This window comes from Pseudomonas sp. DD1 (assembly GCF_044510355.1).
GTDB classification, from domain to species: Bacteria; Pseudomonadota; Gammaproteobacteria; order Pseudomonadales; family Pseudomonadaceae; genus Aquipseudomonas; species Aquipseudomonas shahriarae.
Genome location: NZ_MSAJ01000007.1, coordinates 103,503 through 125,983, shown reverse-complemented (window position 1 = coordinate 125,983; position 22,481 = coordinate 103,503). Strand labels below are relative to the sequence as shown.

The following is a 22,481-nucleotide window of genomic DNA, read 5'->3' as shown; positions in this document are numbered from 1 at the left end:
TTGTCGCTGACCCAGCACCATCGCGGGCAAGCCTGCTCCCACATTCGGTTTTTAGCGTCTCCCAGGCCCCGGTATAAAAAAGTACCGGCTTGCGCGCAGACAAAGCCAAGACATATCGACACGCTAGGTTTAATGTAATCGCCCGGCGTTATAGTTAGCGCTGTCTGGAACCCAAACCTTGATACAAAACTGGATGTTCCGGGTTTAGAAGTGTCCTAAAAGCAGTCCCAGTAATAAAAAGGAAACCCGCAGCGATGGCGTACTACCGCACCCCTCATGACGTTACCGCTCTGCCCGCCTGGCAAGCGCTCAATCAACATCGCCAAGCCATGCAGGATTTCAGCATGCGCGAAGCGTTTAATGCCGATCCCCAGCGCTTTACCCAGTTCACGTTGAGCAGCTGCGGACTTTTCCTCGATTACTCGAAAAACCTGATTACCCCTGAAACCCGCGACCTGCTGGTGGGCCTGGCCAACGAAGTCGATCTCAAAAGCGCAATCAAGGCGCTGTTCGATGGCGAGCCGGTCAACTCTTCGGAAGGTCGTCCGGCGCTGCACACCGCACTGCGCCGCCCGGTGGGCGATAAGTTGTCGGTCAACGGCACCAATATCATGCCCGACGTGCACAAGGTGCTGAACCAGATCACCGACCTGGTCGGCCGCATCCATGACGGCCTGTGGCGTGGCTACACCGAGAAGCCGATCACCGACGTGGTCAACATCGGCATCGGCGGTTCGTTCCTCGGCCCTGAGCTGGTCTCCGAAGCACTGTTGTCCTACGCCCATAAAGGCGTGCGCTGCCACTACCTGGCAAATATCGACGGCAGTGAATTCCACGAGCTGACCCAGAAGCTGCGCGCCGAAACCACGCTGTTTATCGTCTCGTCGAAGTCCTTCAACACCCTGGAAACCCTGAAAAACGCCCAGGCCGCCCGCGCCTGGTACCTGGCCCAGGGTGGCTCGGAAGCCGAGCTGTATCGCCACTTTATCGCCGTGTCGAGCAACAACGCGGCGGCCGTGGCCTTCGGTATCCGTGAAGAGAACATCTTCCCGATGTGGGACTGGGTCGGCGGCCGTTACTCGTTGTGGTCGGCCATCGGCTTGCCAATCGCCCTGGCCATTGGCATGTCCAACTTCAAGGAGCTGCTGTCGGGTGCCTACACCATGGACCAGCATTTCCAGACCGCGCCGTTCGAGGCAAACATGCCGGTGCTGCTGGGCCTGCTGGGTGTGTGGTACGGCAACTTCTGGGGCGCCCAGAGCCACGCGATCCTGCCGTACGACCACTACCTGCGTAACATCACCAAGCACTTGCAACAGTTGGACATGGAATCCAATGGCAAGAGCGTACGCCAGGACGGCACGCCGGTTTCCACCGATACCGGCCCGGTTATCTGGGGCGGCGTGGGCTGCAACGGTCAGCACGCGTACCACCAGTTGCTGCACCAGGGCACCCAGCTGATCCCGGCCGACTTCATTGTGCCGATCGTCAGCTTCAACCCGGTCTCCGACCACCATCAGTGGCTGTATGCCAACTGCCTGTCCCAGAGCCAGGCGCTGATGCTCGGCAAGACCCGCAGCGAAGCCGAAGCCGAGTTGCGTGACAAAGGCATGGCCGAAGACGAAATACAAAAGCTGGCGCCGCACAAGGTGATCCCGGGCAACCGCCCGAGCAACACCCTGGTGGTGGAGCGGATCAGCCCGCGCCGTCTGGGCGCGCTGGTGGCGATGTATGAACACAAAGTGTTTGTACAAAGCGTCATCTGGGGCATCAACGCCTTTGACCAATGGGGCGTGGAGCTGGGCAAGGAGCTGGGCAAGGGCGTCTACAACCGCCTGACGGGCGCCGAGGAAACCTCGGCCGACGATGCCTCGACCCAAGGCTTGATCAACTACTTCCGTGGTCGTCACCGCGGTTGATGTGATCGGCACTACAATCAGGGATTGAACCTGCACAAGCGCCCCCTGTGGGAGCTGGCTTGCCAGCTCCCACAGGGACCAGCCTTGAACTCTTGTCTCTATAACAAGAAGAGGGATCCCTAATGTTCGATATCAGCCAGTTTCCCCATGCCGATGCAGTGCGCCGGGGCGCGCAACTCAGTCAAGAGGACTATCAGCGCCTCTATCGGCAATCCATCGAACACCCCGATACGTTCTGGGCCGAACAGGCCAAGGCGCTGCTCGACTGGATCACGCCCTGGCAGACCGTCCAGCACTGCGATATCAACACCGGCGCCGCGCAGTGGTTTGCCGGTGGCCAGTTGAACGTCAGCTACAACTGCATTGACCGTCACCTGGCGCAACGCGCCGATCAGCCGGCCTTTATCTGGGAAGGCGATGATCCTGCAAAATCTTCCAAAATCACCTACCGCCAACTTCACCAAAACGTCAGCCGCCTGGCCAATGTGCTGAAAAGCCGTGGCGTGAAAAAAGGCGACCGGGTGTGTATCTACATGCCGATGATTCCGGAAGCCGCCTACGCGATGCTGGCCTGCACGCGGATTGGCGCGGTGCATTCCGTGGTGTTTGGCGGGTTCTCACCGGATGCCCTGCGCGACCGTATTCTGGATGCCGACTGCCGCACCGTGATCACCGCCGACGAAGGCGTACGCGGCGGCAAACCCGTGGCGCTGAAACAGAATGTCGACAAGGCCCTGGCCAGCTGTCCGAATGTCACGACGGTGCTGGTGGTGGAACGAACCGGTGCGGCCGTAGCCTGGACTGAAGGGCGCGACCTCAAGTACCAACAGGCGGTGGACGCGGTCAGCGACGCATGCCCGCCCGAGCCGATGGCTGCCGAAGACCCGCTGTTTATCCTCTATACCTCCGGCAGTACCGGCAAGCCCAAGGGCGTGCTGCACACCACCGGCGGCTATCTGCTGCAAGCGGCGATGACCTTCAAATACGTGCTCGATTATCGCGAGGGCGAAGTGTTCTGGTGCACCGCCGATGTCGGCTGGGTCACGGGCCATAGCTATATCGTGTACGGGCCGCTGGCCAATGGCGCCACCTCCCTGATGTTCGAGGGTGTGCCGAGTTACCCGGACAGCTCGCGCTTCTGGCAGGTGATCGATAAACATCAGGTGAATATTTTCTACACCGCGCCCACCGCCCTGCGGGCCTTGATGCGCGAGGGTCATGGCCCGCTGGAAAGTACGTCCAGGGCCAGCCTGAGATTGCTCGGCAGTGTCGGCGAGCCGATCAACCCGGAAGCCTGGGAGTGGTATTTCAACGCCGTCGGCGAGCAGCGCTGCCCGATTGTCGATACCTGGTGGCAGACCGAGACCGGCGGCATCATGCTCAGCCCGCTGGTCAGCGCCCAGCGCATCAAGCCCGGCTGCGCGACCCAGCCGATGTTTGGGGTGCAGCCGGTATTGCTCGACGAGCAGGGCAAGGAAATCAGCGGCGCCGGCAGCGGCGTCCTGGCGATCAAAGCCAGCTGGCCGGGGCAGATCCGCAGCGTGTATGGCGACCCGCAGCGGATGATCGACACCTACTTCAAGCCCTACCCCGGCTACTACTTTACCGGCGATGGTGCGCGGCGCGACAAGGATGGCGACTACTGGATCACCGGGCGCATTGATGACGTGATCAACGTCTCCGGCCATCGCATCGGCACCGCCGAGGTGGAAAGCGCGCTGGTGCTGCATGACAAAGTGGCCGAGGCTGCCGTCGTCGGCTATCCCCATGACCTCAAGGGCCAGGGCATCTATGCGTTTGTCACACCGATGAATGGCGTCGAGCCCAGCGATGCGCTGAAAAAACACCTGCTGGACCTGGTCAGCAAGGAAATCGGCAGCTTTGCCAAGCCTGAGCTGATCCAATGGGCGCCGGCCTTGCCGAAAACCCGTTCAGGCAAGATCATGCGGCGTATCCTGCGCAAGATCGCCTGCAACGAACTGGACAGCCTGGGCGATACCTCGACCCTGGCCGATCCGAGCGTGGTCGACGGCCTGATCGACAAGCGCCTGAACCGATAGGAACCCCCAAGCCACCATGGAATTTCTGCGCAACCGTATCGAATCCCAACTGATGAGCCTGACGGGGCTGTCCCTGGGCAATCTGGACCTGGAAAGCCCCAAGGGCGACCCAGGGCTGTTCGGGCCGGACTCGGTGAGCTGGAAGGTCCATGGTGACTTCAGCAGCATGCTGATCGGGGGTATCAGCGCCTTGATGTTGCAGGCGCTGCATCCCCTGGCGCTGGCCGGCGTGTGGGACCATTCGAATTTTCGCCAGGACATGCTTGGGCGTTTGCGCCGCACTTCGCAGTTTATTTCCGGTACTACGTTTGGCTCGCGCCGCGACGCGTTATGGCTGATCGAAAAGGTGCGCACCATCCACCTGCAAGTGGTCGGGCACGCACCTGACGGGCGCCCCTACGCGGCCAGTGATCCTGAATTGCTGACGTGGGTTCACGTCGCCGAAGTCAGCAGCTTTCTGGCGGCGCATTTGCGCTACAAAAACCCGGATTTATCGCCCAGAGACCAGGATCGGTACTACAGCGAGATTGCCCTGGTCGCCGAACAACTGGGGGCTCGCCACGTGCCGCGCTCAAGGCAGGAAATTGCTGATTACCTGCAACGTATTCGCCCACAACTGCTGTGTGACGAACGCAGCCGCGAAGTACTGCGCCTGTTGCTCGATGCCCCGGCTCCCAGCGCCCTGGCCAAGCCGTTCGGGGCGCTGATGATGCAGGCCGGGATCGACCTGCTACCGGATTGGGCGGGTGACATGCTGGGTCAACAGCAAAGCCCGCTGCAACGCCAACTGATCCGCGCCGGGGTCAGGCGCAGCGCGCCGCTGCTGCGCTGGGCGATGCGCAATGGTTCGGTGCAACGGGCCCACAGGCGGATGGGCCTGCTGTAACGACATACACCCTGTGGCAACTGGCTTGCCCGCGATACTGATCGACCTGCACCCGCGCCATCGCCGGCAAGCCGACGCCCACAGGAGCTGTTAAACTTGCGCGCTTAAATTCCCCAGCAAGGCGCGCTCCATGTCGTCCCTGAATCAGGCGCTGCGCGCCGCCCTCGATCACCGCCAAGACCTGCTCGCCGAGCTGCATGCCCAAGGCACCGATTGCTATCGGCTGTTTCATGGCAGCCAGGAAGGCGCGGGTGGCCTGACCATCGACCGTTACGGCCCGCAATTGATGGTGCAGAGCTTTCACCAGTCCCTGGACAGCGATGCGCTCCTGCAATTGCACCTGATGATCAACCAGTACCTGGGCCTGGAGTTGCTGCTGGTCTATAACGACCGCTCCCGAGGCAACTCGCGTATCGACCGCGAAGACACGGTGTACCGCGCCGAACCTGCGGCCCTGGAAGACCTGGTTGGCCACGAATGGGGCCTGAACTATCGCGTGCGCGGTCGCCACCCGGGGCAGGACCCGCTGCTGTTCCTGGACCTGCGCAATACCCGCGGCTGGGTCAAGGCGCACAGTGCCGGCAAAAGCGTGCTGAACCTGTTTGCCTACACCTGCGGCGTCGGCCTCAGTGCAGCGGCCGGCGGGGCCCGCGAGGTGTGCAACCTGGACTTCGCCGAGGGCAACCTGGCAGTCGGTCGCGAAAACGGCGAGTTGAACCCGCAACTGCCAGCCATGACGTTTGTACAGTCCGATTACTTCCCGGCAATCCGCCAACTGGCCGGGCTGCCGATCACCCAGCGTCGCGGGCAAAAACTGCCGAGCTACCCGCGCCTGGAGCAACGTCAATATGACCTGGTGCTGCTCGACCCACCCGCCTGGGCCAAGAGCGCCTTTGGTACCGTGGACCTGTTGCGTGACTACCAGAGCCTGCTCAAACCGGCATTGCTGGCCACCGCGCAAAACGGTGTACTGATCTGCTGCAACAACCTGGCAAAGGTCAGCATGGATGACTGGCGCGAGCAGGTCTTGCGCTGTGCTGAAAAGGCTGGCCGCCCCGTACGCGACTGGACAGTGATGACACCCGGCGCTGACTTTCCCTCACAAGACCAGCAGCCGCCGCTGAAGACTCTGATCCTGCAGTTGTAGGATTGCCCTGAAAGAACCTGACTGGCGTAATAAAGGCGCGGTTCTTCGGAACCGTAAACCCGTGCCATACTCCAAGGCACTCCTGATCGACATAGATGGCGTCACCCATGCCCAAAGGATTGATTCGCGCCACAGGCGCCTTGCTGACCGCCCTTGCACTCTACAGCTTGCTGGGCTTTTTGATTCTGCCCGGTATTGCGCTTCGCGTGGCCAACCAACAGTTGGCCAATTACGCTACCGTGCCGGCCCGTATCGAGCGTATCGAGCTCAACCCGTTCAGCCTGGAACTGACCCTCTGGGGCCTGAAAATCGGTGAGCCGGGCAAGGAACAGGTGGGTTTTGAACGCCTCTATGCCAACCTGCAGATCGACAGCCTCTGGACCCGCGCCCTGCACCTGGCCGATGTGCAGTTGGACAAGCCGAAGACCGAAATCCTCTTCGACAAAACCGGGACCCTCAACCTGGCGCAGCTGTTCAAGTTGCCGCCGAGCGAACCGACCCCCGACGACCCCGAAAGCAAACCGTTCCCGCTGCGCATCGAACGCATCAAGCTGGCGAGCGGTTACGTGCACTTCGAAGACGTGCGCCCCAGCGAGCCTATCGAGTTCCTCTACGACAAACTCGACTTCGAGCTGAAAAACCTCAGCACCCTGCCCGAAGACAATGCCGACATGACCCTGGTCGCCGCAGGCCCCGAGGGCGGGCAGATCGACTGGACCGGCAATTTCAGCCTGGTGCCGATCGCCTCTGAGGGTAAGTTGAAGGTCACAGATGGCAAGATGAAAGTCTGGTGGCCCTATGTGCGGGACGCCGTGCCCCTGGTCCTGGAAGATGGCACCCTTAATTTCAGTACCGACTACAAGCTGAACCTGGCCAAAGAAACCGAACTGAACCTGACCAACGTCTCGGCGAGCATCGCGCCGTTCGCGATCAAGGCCCCGGATGGCCGGCCACTGGCCCGCCTGGAGCGCCTGGATGTCAGCGAAACCTCGATCGACCTGGCCAAGCAGCAAGTGATCGTGGGCAAAATCCGCAGTAACAAGCTCGAAACCTGGGCCGCCCGTGAAGCCGATGGCCAACTGGACTGGCAGAAACTGTTCGCCAGCCAGCCGAGCAAGCCAGCCACCAAGCCTGAACCAGCAAGCGCTCCCGCCGCGGCCGATTCGCCAAAACCCGAGTCGACAGCGCCGAGCAAGCCTTGGCAAGTGCTGCTCAAGGATGTGCAACTGCGTAACTATCAGGTGCACTTGGCTGATCGCCAGGTAAAACCTGCGGTGGCCCTGGAGCTGGGCCCGCTGAATGTCGATGTACAAGACTTCGACAGCCTCAATCAAAGCCCCTTCACCCTCAAGATCGACAGTGGCCTGGGCAAGCAGGGCAAGATCCAGGCGAGCGGCCAGGTCAACCTGAACCCGGTCAGCGCCAAGTTGAAAGTCGACACCAAGGATATCGACCTGCGGGTTGCCCAGTCCTATATCAGCCCCTTTATCCGCCTGGAACTGCGCAGCGGCATGCTCGGCAGTAACCTCGATGTGAACCTCAAGAGCACCGAGCCCCTCGCGCTGCAGATCACCGGCCGCGCCCAAGTGGATCAGTTGCACACCCTGGACACGCTCAAGACCCGCGACTTCCTCAAGTGGCAGCGGCTGGTGGTGGAAGGCTTGAACTACCAGCACGGCAACAGCCTGTCGATCGACAAGATCAACCTGCTGCAACCCTATGCGCGCTTTATGATCAACGATGATCGCACCACCAACGTCGATGACCTGCTGATCCCACAGCCTGCCGACAGTGGCGCCAAATCGACGGCCAAATCCAGCGCGAGCAATGAAAAACCCCTGGGCATCCGTATCGGGCAGATCGCGATCAATGACGGCTCGGCCAACTTTGCCGACTTCAGCCTGACGCCGAACTTTGCCACGGCGATCCAGCAACTCAATGGCCAGATCGGCACCATCGACAGCCGCCAGGCCAAACCGGCCAGCGTGGACATCAAGGGTAAGGTTGACCGCTATGCACCCGTGACGATCAAGGGCAGCGTCAACCCGTTTGACCCGATGGCCGCGCTGGATATCGCCACCAGCTTCAAACGCGTCGAACTGACCACCCTGACACCGTACTCGGGCAAGTTTGCCGGGTTCCGTATCCGCAAGGGCCGACTCAACCTGGACCTGCACTACGTGATCACCAAGGGCCAGTTGAAGGCCGAGAACAAGGTGGTGGTAGAGCAACTGCAACTGGGCGAGAAAGTCGACAGCGCCGACGCGGTGGACCTGCCGATTCGCCTGGCAATTGCCCTGCTCAAGGACACCGACGGCAAGATCTCCATCGAGTTGCCGGTGACCGGCGACTTGAACAACCCGCAGTTCAGTGTGATGCCGATTGTCTGGCAAACCCTGCGCAACCTGGTAGTGCGCGCGGCAACGGCGCCGTTCAAGTTCATTGGCGGGCTGGTGACCGGTGGAGGCTCGGAGGACCTGGGCAACGTGTCGTTCGCCGCTGGCTCCAGCGCCCTGAGCAAAGACGCCGAGTCGGCCCTCAACAGCCTCGCCAAAGCCCTCAAGAAGCGCCCTGCCCTGCGCCTGGAAATCGAAGGCACTGCGGCAGCCAGCAGCGATGGTCCGTTCCTGGCCGCCGAGCGGCTTGAGCGTGAGTATCAGTACAACTACTACAAGATACTCCAGCGCCGTGGCGATAAAGTCCCGGCCCAGGCTTCATTGCTTGTAGTACCGGAAAAGGAAAAGGCGCCACTGCTCGAAGGCATCTATCGCACCCGCTTGAAGCAACAACCGCCGGCTGAGTGGAAAGACCTGGGCAGCGATGAGCGCTCGGCAAAGCTGCGCGACGGCGTGATCAAGTTCTGGAGCGGCAGTGATGTGTTGCTACGCAAACTGGGCCAAGACCGCGCGAGTGCGATCAAGGACTATCTGGTCGACAAGGGCCAGCTGGAAGACGATCGGGTGTACTTCATTGATGCCAGCCTCGGCCAGACCGAGAAAGATGGCCGGGTAATTACGCCAATGCACCTGGATGCCGAGTAACTACCGGACACCATAAGTCCAAAGTGTGGGAACTGGCTGCCTGCTCCCACACTTGATCTGCATAATCCGCAAACATGTTTTCCCCGCCACAATAAAACGGGCCCCGACACAAGTGCCGGGGCCCGTAGTGACCACATCCCTGTGGTCGGTCGCATGAACCTGTAAGGTGCATTGAGCGGATATCTGCCTCGCTCGTGGCCGCCTTGCCTAAGTCCAGTCGAGTCGTTGCGCGTTACTCTGCTTTCAGGCCATCGGCCGATACAGCTTTAACGCCTTTGATTTTCTTGGTGATGGCTACTGCCATTTCCTTTTGTGCATCAGTCACAGCAACAGTGGAGGACAGGGAGACCACACCTTTGTTGGTTTCGACTTTGATGTCGGTGCCAGGAATGCCTTTCTCGGTAACCAGGTCAGCTTTGACTTTAGTGGTGATCCAGGTATCGGTGGTCGCTTCTTTGGCCTTGGTCACTTCACCGGCGGCTACAACCATTGGAGCCTGGGAGGTTTGGGCGAACGCAACGTTAGCCATGGTCAGGGTCAGCGCGGTGGCAGTTGCAGCAGCGATAGCGAACTTCTTCATACGAGTAACTCCTGTTTTTTCGAAGGTCTGCAGCGTTTCAACGTTAATGCTGCAGGGTTACCAGTACTGTTGCAGGCGCTGTGCCAACTTTCGCATACGAATAAAAACCTTTAAATTCAATAGCTTATGTTTTTTGCCGAAATTCAGAATCGTGCAACTTGCATGAAGCCCATCGTGCCTGCATGCAAGTTGCGGCTTTTGTCCTGGGCTAAACGGCTGATTTACCTTCACTTTCCTGCAGCCCAAAAAAAAGGACTCCGAAGAGTCCTCTTTTTCAGCGTAAAGCCTGGGAGTAATTAAACGCCCGAAGCCTTGGCTGCTGCTACGTCCTTGATGGACAGCTTGATACGGCCGCGGTTGTCCACGTCCAGTACCAGCACTTCCACTTCCTGGCCTTCTTTCAGGATGTCGGTCACTTTCTCTACGCGAGCATCGCTCAGCATGGAGATGTGAACCAGACCGTCCTTGCCCGGCAGGATGTTGACGAACGCGCCGAAGTCGACGATGCGCTCAACCTTACCGACGTAGATCTTGCCGATCTCGGCTTCAGCGGTGATGCCCAGGACGCGCTGGCGTGCAGCTTCAGCCGCTTCCTTGGTTTCGCCGAAGATCTTGATCGAACCGTCGTCTTCGATGTCGATCGAAGCCTTGGTTTCTTCACAGATCGCACGGATGGTCGCGCCGCCTTTACCGATGACATCACGGATTTTGTCGGTGTCGATTTTCATCGCGATCATGGTCGGAGCATTTTCCGACAGCTCGGTGCGGGACTGACCAATGATCTGGTTCATCTGGCCGAGGATGTTCAGGCGCGCTTCCAGGGCTTGGCCCAGAGCGATTTCCATGATTTCTTCGGTGATGCCCTTGATCTTGATGTCCATCTGCAGCGCGGTAACACCTTTGGCGGTACCGGCTACTTTGAAGTCCATGTCGCCGAGGTGGTCTTCGTCACCCAGGATGTCGGTCAGGACGGCGAACTTCTCGCCTTCTTTAACCAGACCCATGGCGATACCGGCAACTGGCGCCTTCATCGGCACACCAGCGTCCATCAATGCCAGGGAAGCACCGCAAACGGAAGCCATGGAGCTGGAACCGTTGGACTCGGTGATTTCCGACACAACACGAATGGTGTACGGGAACACGTCGGCGGCAGGCAGCATGGCTGCAATCGAACGACGGGCCAGGCGGCCGTGACCGATTTCGCGGCGACCAGCACCACCCATGCGACCACACTCACCTACCGAGAACGGAGGGAAGTTGTAGTGAAGCATGAACGGGTCTTTTTTCTCGCCTTCCAGGGTGTCCAGCAGTTGTGCGTCACGGGCAGTACCCAGAGTCGCGACTACCAGGGCCTGGGTTTCACCACGGGTGAACAGGGCCGAACCGTGGGTCTTCGGCAGAACGCCAACTTCAATATTCAGCGGACGTACGGTGCGGGTGTCGCGACCGTCAATACGTGGCTTGCCGTTAACGATATTTTCGCGAACGGTGCGGTATTCGATTTCGCCGAAGGCTGCTTTGACTTCGCTGGAAGAAGGCTGGCCTTCTTCACCGGACAGCTTGGCAACAACCTGGTCCTTCAGTTCACCCAGGCGAGCGTAACGGTCGGCCTTGATGGTGATGGTGTAGGCGTCGGAGATCGCAGCACCGAACTCGGAGCGGATAGCGCCCAGCAGCTCAGTGGCTTCTGGCTGAGGAGCCCAGGTCCAGGTCGGCTTGGCGGCTTCGGCAGCCAGTTCTTTAACAGCGTTGATCACAACCTGGAACTCGTCGTGAGCAAACAGTACAGCGCCCAGCATCTGGTCTTCGGTCAGCTCTTTGGCTTCCGATTCAACCATCAACACGGCTTCCGAAGTACCGGCAACGACCATGTCCAGGCTCGAAGCTTTCTGTTGTTCGTAAGTTGGGTTCAGCAGGTAGCCGGTGCTTTCGTGGAAAGCAACGCGAGCTGCGCCGATCGGGCCATCGAAAGGAATACCGGAGATGGCCAGGGCAGCCGAGGTGCCGATCATCGCAGCGATGTCCGGATCGGTCTTCTTGCTGGTGGAAACGACGGTGCAGACAACCTGCACTTCGTTCATGAAGCCTTCTGGGAACAGCGGACGGATCGGACGGTCGATCAGTCGGGAAGTCAGGGTTTCTTTCTCGGAAGGACGGCCTTCGCGCTTGAAGAAACCACCAGGGATCTTACCGGCAGCGTAAGTCTTTTCCTGGTAGTGAACGGAAAGAGGGAAGAAGCCTTTGCTTGGGTCAGCGGTCTTGGCGCCCACAACGGTTACCAATACGGTAACGTCGTCGTCAACGGTGACCAGCACTGCGCCGGAGGCTTGACGGGCAATACGGCCTGTCTCGAGGGTAACGGTCGACTGACCGAACTGGAATTTTTTGATTACCGGGTTCACGGTGTCCTACCTTCTTTGTGGCTCTTGGGGAACTTGTCTTCTTGCGAAATTCTTGGGCAATGTCGGGAATCGGCCCAACCCTTGTCCAGGGTAAAACGTGTATCCAGATAAAACTTGAGGCTGGGAGCCTGCCATGGGCCAGCGGGAAACCCACTGACACACGGCAAACAACCAACCTCTAGCGCAATCGCTGATTAGCGACGCAGACCCAGGCGACCGATCAGAGCCTGGTAACGGCCCAGATCCTTGCCTTTCAGGTAGTCCAGCAGCTTACGGCGCTGGTTTACCATGCGGATCAGACCACGACGGGAGTGGTGATCTTTACCGTTGGCCTTGAAGTGACCCTGCAGCTTGTTGATGTTGTGGGTCAGCAGTGCAACTTGCACTTCTGGCGAACCAGTGTCACCAACAGCTTGCTGATAGTCAGCTACGATTTGTGCTTTTTCTTGAACGTCGAGAGCCATGAGGCAATCCTTTTTTCAGGAAACCACCCAAAGGGCAGTTTCAACAGGCCAGGGACAAATCCCTGTATCTAAAAATGAGTGTTGACCGTGCCTGTTAACAGCCACACTCGTTCGGTCATTCTGACCGAATCAGCCGACGCGGCGCGATGCGCCCGTCTTCGCTCACTTCACCGATACCGATAAAGCGACCGTTATGATCTTGTACCCGCACCATGCCGAACTTCGGAGCATCCGGTGCGCGGACCGGCTGGCCGTTGAGCCAGTAGAACGCGCTGTGTTCCGAGAAGTGCAGCAATGGCCAATCCAGCAAACCGCTGTCCGATGGCATCAGGAAGCGATCAACTGCTTCATTGCCGCCTTCGGCATGTACAGCTTCCAACTCTTCCAGCGTGACCGTCTGGGCCAGGGTGAAAGGGCCAGCCTGGGTGCGTCGCAGTTCTGCAACGTACGCGCCGCAACCGAGCTGTTCACCAATATCTTCCACCAGGGTACGGATATAGGTGCCTTTGCTGCAGTCCACGGCCAAGCGGGCGGTGTCGCCTTCACAGGCGAGCAATTCCAAGCGCGCAATAGTAACAGAACGCGGTTCACGCTCCACTACTTCGCCCGCACGTGCCAGCTTGTAAAGAGGCTGGCCATCACGCTTGAGAGCCGAGTACATCGGCGGTATCTGACTGATTTGCCCACGAAAAGCGGGTAAGGCAGCCTCGATATCTGCACGACCAACGGTCACGTCGCGAACCTGCAGAACATCACCTTCGGCGTCTGCCGTGGTGGTGGTCTTGCCCAGTTGCATAAGGGTTTCGTAACCCTTGTCCGAATCGAGCAGGTATTGCGAGAACTTGGTGGCCTCGCCAAAGCACAATGGCAACACGCCAGTAGCCAGGGGGTCGAGGCTACCAGTGTGCCCGGCCTTTTCGGCATTGAGCAGCCAGCGGACCTTCTGCAACGCCGCATTGGAGGTAAAACCAATGGGCTTGTCGAGCAGGATGATGCCGCTGACGTTACGACGGATACGTTTGACCTGAGCCACCGCTTACTCCTTGGCGTCTTCAGGTGTGGACGGATGCTGATTGTCTTCAGCCACGGCGCGCTCGATCAGGGCCGACAGGTGCGCACCACGCACGACGCTTTCGTCGTAGTGGAAGTGCAACTGGGGCACGCTGCGCAGCTTCATCTCACGGGCCAACTGCATACGCAGGAAACCTGCAGCGGAGTTGAGCACCTTGATGCTTTGCGCGATTTCTTCGCTGTTGTCCTGACCCATCACGGTGATGAAGATCTTGGCGTGACCGACGTCACGGCTCACTTCAACAGCGGTGATGGTGACCAGGCCAACGCGCGGGTCTTTGACTTCGCGACGGATCAGTTGGGCCAGCTCGCGCTGCATCTGATCGCCGATACGTTGGGTACGGCTGTATTCTTTTGCCATGTCTTGTTACCTGTTACTGCCACACGGTGAAACCCGTGGGGTCTGAAAGCGGCAAACGCCCGGCCTGACAAAAGCCAGACCGGGCGTTGCGTTTAGAGTCCGGACACTGCGCGGGGCATTTGCATGCCCACACGCGGCGTGGCTCCTGAAGTGCGCGAGTTAGAGGCTGCGAGCAACCTGAACCTTCTCGTAGACTTCGATCTTGTCGCCAGGCTTGACGTCGTTGTAGCTCTTGACGCCAATACCGCATTCCATGCCGGCACGCACTTCGGAAGCGTCATCCTTGAAGCGGCGCAGGGATTCCAGCTCGCCTTCGAAGATAACGATGTCTTCACGCAGTACACGGATTGGACGGTTACGGTGCACAGTACCTTCGATAACCATGCAACCGGCGATCGCGCCAAACTTCGGCGAACGGAACACGTCACGGACTTCGGCGACACCCAGGATATTTTCCCGAACGTCACTGCCAAGCATGCCGGTGAGGGCTTTCTTGACGTCTTCGATGATGTCGTAGATGACGTTGTAGTAACGCATGTCCAGGCCTTCCTGCTCGACGATCTTCCGTGCGCCAGCATCGGCACGCACGTTGAAGCCGAACAGTACAGCGTTGGAAGCCAGTGCCAGGTTGGCGTCGGATTCGGTGATACCACCGACACCGCCACCGACAACACGCACTTGCACTTCGTCGTTACCCAGGCCGTTCAAGGCGCCGTTCAACGCTTCGAGGGAACCACGGACGTCAGATTTGAGGACGATGTTAAGCGTCTTCTTCTCTTCCTGGCCCATGTTCTCGAAGATGTTTTCCAGCTTGCCGGCGTGAGCACGGGCCAGCTTGACTTCGCGGAACTTGCCTTGACGGAACAGAGCCACTTCACGGGCTTTCTTCTCGTCGGCAACTACGCTCATCTCGTCGCCAGCGTCCGGGGTACCGTCCAGGCCGAGAATCTCGACAGGGATGGCTGGACCGGCTTCCTTGATTGGCTTGCCGTTCTCGTCGAGCATGGCACGTACACGGCCGTAGTTCGAACCGACCAGCACCATGTCGCCTTGGCGCAGGGTACCGTCTTGAACCAGAACGGTCGCAACCGGGCCACGGCCCTTGTCGAGGCGGGATTCAACCACAACACCACGGCCAGGAGCCGATGGGGTAGCGGTCAGTTCCAGGACCTCGGCTTGCAACAGGACTGCTTCGAGCAGTTCGTCAACGCCGGTACCCATCTTCGCCGAGACCGGTACGAATGGAGTATCGCCACCCCACTCTTCGGAAGTCACGCCATGAACCGACAGTTCGCTACGGATGCGATCGAGATCAGCGCCCGGCTTGTCGATTTTGTTCACGGCAACCACCAGCGGCACGCCAGCTGCTTTAGCATGCTGAACGGCTTCGATGGTTTGCGGCATCACGCCGTCGTCCGCTGCAACCACCAGGATCACGATGTCGGTCGCCTTGGCACCACGGGCACGCATGGCGGTAAACGCGGCGTGACCAGGGGTGTCGAGGAACGTCACCATGCCACGGTCGGTTTCAACGTGGTAGGCACCGATGTGCTGGGTAATGCCGCCGGCTTCGCCCGCTGCAACCTTGGCACGACGGATGTAGTCGAGCAGGGAAGTCTTACCGTGGTCAACGTGGCCCATGACGGTCACGACTGGAGCACGGGAAACCGCTTCACCTTCAAACTTCAGGGACTCGGCCAGGGAATCTTCCAGGGCGGTGTCGCTGACCAGGGTCACTTTGTGGCCCAGCTCTTCAGCAACCAGTTGGGCAGTTTCCTGGTCCAGTACCTGGTTGATGGTGGCTGGAGTACCCAGCTTGAACATGAACTTGATGATTTCAGCAGCCTTGACCGACATCTGCTGAGCGAGATCGCCAACAGTGATGGTCTCGCCGATCTTCACTTCACGCACGACAGGGCCGGTTGGGCTCTGGAAACCGTGGGCGTTGCGTTTCTTCAGCTTGGCCTTGCCGCGACCACCACGACGGAAGCCATCGCTTTCTTCGTCGGTAGTACGTGGGGCAACGCGCGGAGCAGGCGCTTTCTCTTTGACCGAAGCACGATGTGGAGCGTTTTTACGCTCGCCATCGCCACCGCCGCTACGACGATTGTTATCGTCGGCACGTGGTTTGTCCGGACGACGAGGTTCGTCGCGCTTGCGAGCGTCAGCAGCAGGCGCTGGTGCAGCGGCAACCGGAGCGGCCTCACGCACAGCTTCTACAGGCGCGCTAGGCGCAGCGACTGCGTCAGTACCAGCAGGTTGCGCAGCAGCAGGCTGGCGACGCGCTTCTTCTTCGGCGCGACGCTTGGCTTCTTCTTCAGCCTTCTGACGTGCAGCATTTTCTACTGCGCGACGTTCGTCCATCTCGCGTTTGCGCTCGGCTTCGATTTCTTCCGGGCTGCGCTGTACGAAGACTTTCTTCTTACGCACTTCAACGCTGATGCTCTTGCTACCAGCCACCCGCAGGGTGCTGGTTGTTTTGCGCTGCAATGTAATCTTGCGCGGTTCTTCCACTTTCGCCTTGTGGCTGCTTTTCAAGTGAGTCAGCAACGATTGCTTCTCACTGTCGCTCACATGTTCCTCGGCGGCGGTGTGCGGCAGACCTGCCTCACGCATCTGCTGCAACAGGCGCTCTACCGGTGTTTTGACCTCATCGGCCAGTTGTTTCACCGTGACTTGCGTCATGCACTTCTCTCCTCAGGCCGCGCCTAATTACTCGAACCAATGGGCTCGGGCGGCCATGATCAACTTGCCGGCACGATCATCGTCAATGCCGTCGATGTCGAGCAGGTCGTCAATAGACTGCTCGGCCAGGTCTTCGCGGGTAATTACGCCGCGCACCGCCAGTTCCATCGCCAAATCCTTGTCCATACCCTCAAGCGAGAGCAGGTCTTCGGCCGGATGGGCGTCTGCCAGCTTTTCCTCAGTAGCGATGGCTTTAGTCAACAAGCGATCCTTGGCCCGAGCGCGAAGCTCGTTGACGGTGTCTTCGTCAAAGCCGTCGATGTTGAGCATTTCCTCCACCGGTACGTAGGCAATCTCTTCCAGGCTGGTAAAGCCTTCATCTACCAGCACCTGTGCCAGATCTTCGTCGACTTCCAGCTCGTCGATGAAGTTGCGCAGGATGTCGCCGGTTTCTGCTTGCTGCTTAGCCTGGATGTCCGATTCGGTCATGACGTTCAGGGTCCAGCCAGTCAACTGGCTGGCCAGACGCACGTTCTGACCACCACGACCGATGGCCTGGGCCAGATTGTCTGCGCCAACGGCGATGTCCATTGCATGGGCATCCTCGTCAACAATAATTGCCGCGACTTCAGCCGGGGACATGGCGTTGATCACGAACTGCGCCGGGTTATCGTCCCACAGCACGATATCCACACGCTCACCGCCCAATTCGCCCGACACTGCCTGGACGCGCGAACCGCGCATACCAATGCAAGCACCCTGCGGGTCGATGCGTTTGTCCTTGGAGCGGACCGCGATCTTGGCGCGCGAACCCGGGTCGCGGGACGCAGCCATGACTTCGATCAGGCCTTCGGCAATTTCCGGCACTTCGATACGGAACAGCTCGATCAACATTTCCGGCGCGGTACGCGACAGGATCAGTTGAGGGCCACGGTTCTCAGTGCGGATTTCCTTGAGCAGCGCACGCAAACGCACGCCGACACGGAAGGTTTCGCGGGAAATGATGTCTTCACGGGCCAGCAACGCTTCAGCATTGTTACCCAGATCGACGATCACGTTGTCGCGGGTCACTTTCTTCACGGTGCCGGAGATGATTTCCCCCAGGCGCTCGCGATAGGCGTCAACGACTTGAGCGCGCTCGGCTTCACGGACCTTTTGCACAATGACTTGCTTGGCAGTCTGTGCAGCGATGCGGCCGAACTCGATGGACTCGATCTTTTCCTCGACGACGTCACCCACCTGGGCGCCCGGATGCGTTTGCGCAACCTTGCTTGGCCAGGTTTCGATGGCCGGATCATCAAGATCGGCTTCTTCAACGACTGTCCAGCGACGGAAAGTCTCATAAGCTCCGGTGTGGCGATTGATTTCCACACGCAGATCAACTTCGTCTTCAAAACGCTTTTTGGTAGCAGTGGCCAGGGCCAACTCCAGCGCTTCAAAAATCACGTTAGCCGGTACGCCCTTTTCATTGGATACCGACTCAACAACCAGCAGTACTTCTTTGCTCATCGTACGCCTCGCCTTTCGCAAGCCATTGGATCCGCGGGATCCGCAGTTTCTGGCACGTCTCAGTCAAAACTGGGAATAATGTTGGCCTTGTCGATCATATCGATCGGCAACAGGAACTCGTGGTCTTCTACCTGCACCACTACATCCTGTTCTTCTACACCGCGCAGAAGGCCCTGAAAGTTGCGTCGCCCTTCGAAAGGGGATCGCAGCTTGATCTTCACTTGTTCACCGACATATTTAGCAAACTGCTCAATAGTGAACAGTGGGCGTTCCATGCCTGGCGAGGAAACTTCGAGGGTGTATTCAACGGCGATCGGATCTTCAACATCCAGGACACCGCTGATCTGACGGCTGACGATGGCACAATCGTCCACCAGCACACCGCCCTCTTTATCGATATAAACGCGCAACATTGAGTGGCGACCTTGAGCCGAAAACTCAATACCCCAGCATTCATAGCCTAGGGCCACGACCACCGGGGCCAGCAAGGCCTGCAACTCTTCTAGCTTGCTCGACACCTGAACCCCCTCGTGCATGTATGTGCATGCTGTGCAAAATAAAAAAATGGGCGAAACGCCCATCCTTGAAACGCCGTCGAACAGCGGCGTTGAAAGTGTCCAGCTAACAAAAAGCCCCTTAAAAGGGGCTCCGCTAAAACTGGTTGCGGGGGCCGGATTTGAACCGACGACCTTCGGGTTATGAGCCCGACGAGCTACCAGACTGCTCCACCCCGCGACAAAGCTGGGGCGGAAGTATACGACCGATCCCTTACAGGGTCAATGTAACCTTCCACCTACAAGAAAGCCCGCAACAGCGGGCTCTCCTGATAATTGGTACCGAGAAGGGGACTCGAACCCCTACACCCTATGGGCACAACCACCTCAAGGTTGCGTGTCTACCAATTCCACCACCTCGGCAATACAGCGTTTACAACCTTCTTACTTCTGCTCTTGAGCTGGAGGCACGTCAGTCGCTGGAGTAGCCGACTTTTGCTCTTGAAGCACCGGGACATCATCAGAAGCCGGTTTTGCTTTTGGAACTTCCAACACTGCTGGATCTGGCAAACCTGCTTGAGTCAGCACATGAGCTTTCTCTTTAGCAAAGTAACCTAACCCCAGGCTGGTTATGAAGAAACCGGCGGCAAGTATAGCAGTAAACTTACTAAGAAAGGTAGAGGAACCTTGGCTTCCGAACACAGTATTTGAAGCACCTGCCCCGAAAGACGCACCAGCGTCCGCACCTTTACCCTGTTGCAGCAATACCAGGGCAACAACGCCCAGTGCACCCAACAGATGAAAAACGACTACGACTGTTTCCAGCATTTTCTCAGTTTCCCGCGGCGCGACAAATCGCACCGAACTCATCTGCATTCAGGGAAGCTCCACCAATGAGCCCCCCATCGATATCCGGCATGCCGAACAGTTCGACCGCATTGGCCGCCTTCACGCTGCCGCCGTATAGAAGCCGCACACCTTGTGCGACCTCAGAATTCTCTGCCGCCAACTGCGCGCGGATGGCTGCGTGCACATCCTGCGCCTGTTGCGGTGTAGCAGTCAGCCCGGTGCCAATGGCCCAGACCGGCTCGTAAGCAATCACTGCCTTTGCAAACGCACCAACACCCAGTTCCTCGATGATGCTGCCCAGCTGACGCGAGACAACTTCAAGAGTCTTGCCCGATTCACGCTGCTCAAGGGTCTCCCCTATGCACAACACCGGAATCAAGCCACAAGCCTGTGCTGCTGCGAACTTGCGATTGAGTATCCCATCACGTTCGCCCATCATCTGACGGCGCTCGGAGTGCCCAACAAGCACATAGGAACAACCCGCATCCACCAGCTGACTCGGTGCAATCTCACCGGTCAACGCACCCTGCATGGCTTCCACCGCAGAATTCTGCGCGCCGACCTGGATCGACTTGCCTTTCAAGCCATCAACCACTTGGTTGATATGCAAGCAAGGCGGGAATACCGCGATATCAACACCGCTCGGCAGGGCCAGGTGACGAAGGCCATTGACCAGCTCAGCGACACTGGCGCGGGTACCGTGCATCTTCCAGTTACCAGCTACCATAGTGCGACGCATGCTGTACCTCGTCGGTCAAAGTGGGCGCAGATGTTACCCAACCACATCAACACTGGCAAGCCGAATTCAGGCGCAAACTTCAGTTACCAGTTTTGCCAGCTCTTCGGCGTAGCCGCGAACCTGTGTTTCATCATCGCCTTCGACCATCACACGCACCAAAGGCTCGGTCCCCGACTTGCGCAACAAGACCCGACCACGCCCCGCCATAGCGACGGTTACGCGCTCACAGGCTTCCTTGATCGCCGGGTGCTCGATAGGGTTTTCGCCGCCCGAAAAGCGCACATTGAGCAGCACCTGCGGGCACTTGCGCAGTGCCTGGCGCGCCAGGGCCAGGCTTTCGTCACGCCGACGCAGAGCCAACAGCACCTGCAGCGCCGCAATGATCGCATCCCCGGTCGTGGTGTGCTGGAAGCACACGACATGCCCCGAATTCTCGCCACCTACCAGCCAGTTGCGTTCCAGCAGCTCGGCAATCACGTAGCGGTCGCCCACATTGGCCCGCACGAACGGGATCCCCAGGTCTGCCAGGGCCAGCTCCAGCCCCAGATTACTCATCAGGGTACCGACCACACCACCTTGCAGCTTGTTACGCTCATGCAGGTCGCGGGCAATGATGAACAGCAGGTCGTCACCGTCGACGATGGCGCCGGTATGATCGACCATCAACACGCGGTCACCGTCGCCATCGAAGGCAATACCCAGGTCCGCGTGCTCGGCCAATACCGCTGCCTGCAATTGACCCATATGGGTCGAACCACAGTTATCGTTGATGTTCAGGCCGTTGGGCTGGGCCGACAGCACTGTAACCTCGGCACCCAACTCCTTGAATACACTGGGAGCAACCTTGTAGGTTGCACCATGGGCACAGTCGATGACCACCTTGAGCCCGGCAAAATTGGTGCTGGTAGGCACGCTGCTTTTGCAAAACTCGATATAACGGCCAGACGCATCGTTAATCCGTGAAACCTTGCCCAGCTTGCTCGATTCGACGACGGTCATCGGCGCATCCAGCAACTCTTCAATCATGTGCTCGATCGCGTCCGGCAGCTTGGTGCCCTGGCCCGAGAAGAATTTGATGCCATTGTCATCATGGGGATTGTGCGAGGCACTGATCACAATACCGGCTTCAGCGTGAAAGGTACGCGTCAGGTAAGCGATCGCCGGCGTAGGCATCGGCCCCAGCAACATCACATCTGCCCCGGCGGCAGACAGGCCCGCCTCCAGCGCAGACTCGAACATATAGCCAGAAATCCGCGTGTCCTTACCCACCAGGATGCGGCATGCCCCCATGCTGCGGAAGGCCATCCCGGCCGCCCAGCCCAGCTTGAGCATAAAGTCCGGAGTGATCGGGAATTCGCCGACCCGACCACGAATACCGTCGGTGCCAAAATATTTCTTTGTCATAAGTGCTCCATCATTCTTATTCGGCTGATTCTACTGCTTCGATCATCCGTACAACGTCAACTGTCTCGGCCACATCGTGCACCCGCAGAATACGCGCGCCCTTGGCCACGGCAAGCGCCGCCAGGGCCAGGCCGCCATACAGACGCTCACCCACAGGGCGATTCAAGGCCATGCCTATCATGCTCTTGCGCGACACCCCAACCAACAGGGGACGACCAAGGGCATGCAGCGATTCCATATGTTTGAACAGGCTCAGGTTGTGCTGCAGGGTTTTGGCAAAACCAAACCCGGGATCGAGAATGATCCGCTCAGGGGCAATTCCCACAGCGGCGCATTGGGCAATGCGATCGCCAAGAAATTCCGTCACTTCTTCGACCAGGTGATCATAATGCGGCGCGTCCTGCATCGTCCCGGGCTCGCCGAGCATATGCATCAGACAGACAGGCAACCCGGTGGCCGCCGCCGCATCCAGCGCGCCGTCGCGCTGCAGCGAGCGCACGTCATTGATCAGTCCGGCCCCAAGCCGCGCGGTTTCGCGCATGACCGCCGGGGTCGAGGTATCTACCGAAATAATGACATCCAGTTCGCGGTGAATACGCTCGACAATCGGCGCAACACGCTCCATTTCCTCCACAGGGGAAACAGCACGCGCGCCAGGCCGGGTTGATTCGCCCCCCACATCAATAATGGTCGCACCCGCAGCTACCATTGCCGCTGCATGGCGCAAAGCCGCGTCCAGCTGGCTGAAGCGACCACCATCGGAAAAGGAATCAGGGGTTACATTAAGAATGCCCATTACATGCGTATGGGCCAAATCAAGAACCCGGTTGCCGCAAGGCAACCGGGTGGAGGACAACACAGAAGTCATTT

Annotated in this window: 17 protein-coding genes and 2 tRNA genes; 5 read left to right on the top strand and 14 right to left on the bottom strand. The window is 58.9% G+C overall.

Annotation, left to right across the window (positions count from 1 at the left end; translation table 11 throughout):
- The first annotated feature begins 254 nt into the window (after nucleotides 1–254).
- The 5 genes from pgi (at nucleotide 255) to PSFL_RS06140 (ending at nucleotide 9,053) form a co-directional block, all read left to right on the top strand.
- Complete coding sequence (gene pgi / locus PSFL_RS06160) at nucleotides 255–1,919, top strand: glucose-6-phosphate isomerase (protein ID WP_115127384.1); 1,665 nt, start codon at nucleotides 255–257, stop codon at nucleotides 1,917–1,919.
- 122 nt (nucleotides 1,920–2,041) lie between these two features.
- Nucleotides 2,042–3,979: an acetate--CoA ligase gene (acs, locus tag PSFL_RS06155; RefSeq protein WP_397469816.1), complete on the top strand. Its 1,938-nt coding sequence runs from the start codon at nucleotides 2,042–2,044 to the stop codon at nucleotides 3,977–3,979.
- 16 nt (nucleotides 3,980–3,995) lie between these two features.
- On the top strand, nucleotides 3,996–4,865 hold the full coding sequence (locus PSFL_RS06150) for an oxygenase MpaB family protein (RefSeq protein ID WP_057440165.1): 870 nt from the start codon (nucleotides 3,996–3,998) through the stop codon (nucleotides 4,863–4,865).
- 130 nt (nucleotides 4,866–4,995) lie between these two features.
- Nucleotides 4,996–6,012 (top strand): class I SAM-dependent rRNA methyltransferase, encoded by a 1,017-nt coding sequence (locus tag PSFL_RS06145; protein WP_115127382.1) that lies wholly within the window; start codon nucleotides 4,996–4,998, stop codon nucleotides 6,010–6,012.
- A gap of 107 nt (nucleotides 6,013–6,119) precedes the next feature.
- Complete coding sequence (locus tag PSFL_RS06140) at nucleotides 6,120–9,053, top strand: DUF748 domain-containing protein (protein WP_397469815.1); 2,934 nt, start codon at nucleotides 6,120–6,122, stop codon at nucleotides 9,051–9,053.
- Nucleotides 9,054–9,285: 232 nt separating this feature from the next.
- Here PSFL_RS06140 and PSFL_RS06135 read toward each other — a convergent pair whose 3' ends face one another.
- The 14 genes from PSFL_RS06135 to folP form a co-directional block, all read right to left on the bottom strand.
- Nucleotides 9,286–9,633: a BON domain-containing protein gene (locus PSFL_RS06135; protein ID WP_057440167.1), complete on the bottom strand. Its 348-nt coding sequence runs from the start codon at nucleotides 9,631–9,633 to the stop codon at nucleotides 9,286–9,288.
- A 296-nt stretch (nucleotides 9,634–9,929) separates the two neighbouring features.
- Entirely contained in the window at nucleotides 9,930–12,035 is a 2,106-nt protein-coding gene (gene pnp, locus PSFL_RS06130) for a polyribonucleotide nucleotidyltransferase (RefSeq protein WP_057960656.1), read from the bottom strand.
- Nucleotides 12,036–12,229: 194 nt separating this feature from the next.
- Nucleotides 12,230–12,499: a 30S ribosomal protein S15 gene (rpsO, locus tag PSFL_RS06125; protein WP_003176135.1), complete on the bottom strand. Its 270-nt coding sequence runs from the start codon at nucleotides 12,497–12,499 to the stop codon at nucleotides 12,230–12,232.
- A 115-nt stretch (nucleotides 12,500–12,614) separates the two neighbouring features.
- Nucleotides 12,615–13,532 (bottom strand): tRNA pseudouridine(55) synthase TruB, encoded by a 918-nt coding sequence (truB, locus tag PSFL_RS06120; RefSeq protein WP_003176136.1) that lies wholly within the window; start codon nucleotides 13,530–13,532, stop codon nucleotides 12,615–12,617.
- A 3-nt stretch (nucleotides 13,533–13,535) separates the two neighbouring features.
- Nucleotides 13,536–13,931: a 30S ribosome-binding factor RbfA gene (gene rbfA / locus PSFL_RS06115; RefSeq protein WP_029298974.1), complete on the bottom strand. Its 396-nt coding sequence runs from the start codon at nucleotides 13,929–13,931 to the stop codon at nucleotides 13,536–13,538.
- Between the two features lie 159 nt (nucleotides 13,932–14,090).
- Entirely contained in the window at nucleotides 14,091–16,616 is a 2,526-nt protein-coding gene (infB, locus tag PSFL_RS06110) for a translation initiation factor IF-2 (protein WP_057440169.1), read from the bottom strand.
- A 27-nt stretch (nucleotides 16,617–16,643) separates the two neighbouring features.
- Nucleotides 16,644–18,125 (bottom strand): transcription termination factor NusA, encoded by a 1,482-nt coding sequence (gene nusA, locus PSFL_RS06105; protein ID WP_038445977.1) that lies wholly within the window; start codon nucleotides 18,123–18,125, stop codon nucleotides 16,644–16,646.
- 59 nt (nucleotides 18,126–18,184) lie between these two features.
- Nucleotides 18,185–18,643, bottom strand: coding sequence for a ribosome maturation factor RimP (rimP, locus tag PSFL_RS06100; RefSeq protein ID WP_032862957.1), 459 nt, complete (start codon nucleotides 18,641–18,643; stop codon nucleotides 18,185–18,187).
- Between the two features lie 140 nt (nucleotides 18,644–18,783).
- Nucleotides 18,784–18,860: transfer RNA gene (locus PSFL_RS06095), tRNA-Met, on the bottom strand.
- 96 nt (nucleotides 18,861–18,956) lie between these two features.
- A tRNA-Leu gene (locus PSFL_RS06090) sits at nucleotides 18,957–19,042 on the bottom strand.
- A gap of 21 nt (nucleotides 19,043–19,063) precedes the next feature.
- Complete coding sequence (secG, locus tag PSFL_RS06085) at nucleotides 19,064–19,447, bottom strand: preprotein translocase subunit SecG (RefSeq protein WP_029298979.1); 384 nt, start codon at nucleotides 19,445–19,447, stop codon at nucleotides 19,064–19,066.
- Between the two features lie 4 nt (nucleotides 19,448–19,451).
- On the bottom strand, nucleotides 19,452–20,207 hold the full coding sequence (gene tpiA, locus PSFL_RS06080; RefSeq protein ID WP_057960657.1) for a triose-phosphate isomerase: 756 nt from the start codon (nucleotides 20,205–20,207) through the stop codon (nucleotides 19,452–19,454).
- 66 nt (nucleotides 20,208–20,273) lie between these two features.
- Entirely contained in the window at nucleotides 20,274–21,611 is a 1,338-nt protein-coding gene (glmM, locus tag PSFL_RS06075) for a phosphoglucosamine mutase (RefSeq protein WP_057440170.1), read from the bottom strand.
- Between the two features lie 16 nt (nucleotides 21,612–21,627).
- Nucleotides 21,628–22,479 (bottom strand): dihydropteroate synthase, encoded by an 852-nt coding sequence (folP, locus tag PSFL_RS06070; RefSeq protein ID WP_397469814.1) that lies wholly within the window; start codon nucleotides 22,477–22,479, stop codon nucleotides 21,628–21,630.
- Nucleotides 22,480–22,481: the final 2 nt, after the last annotated feature.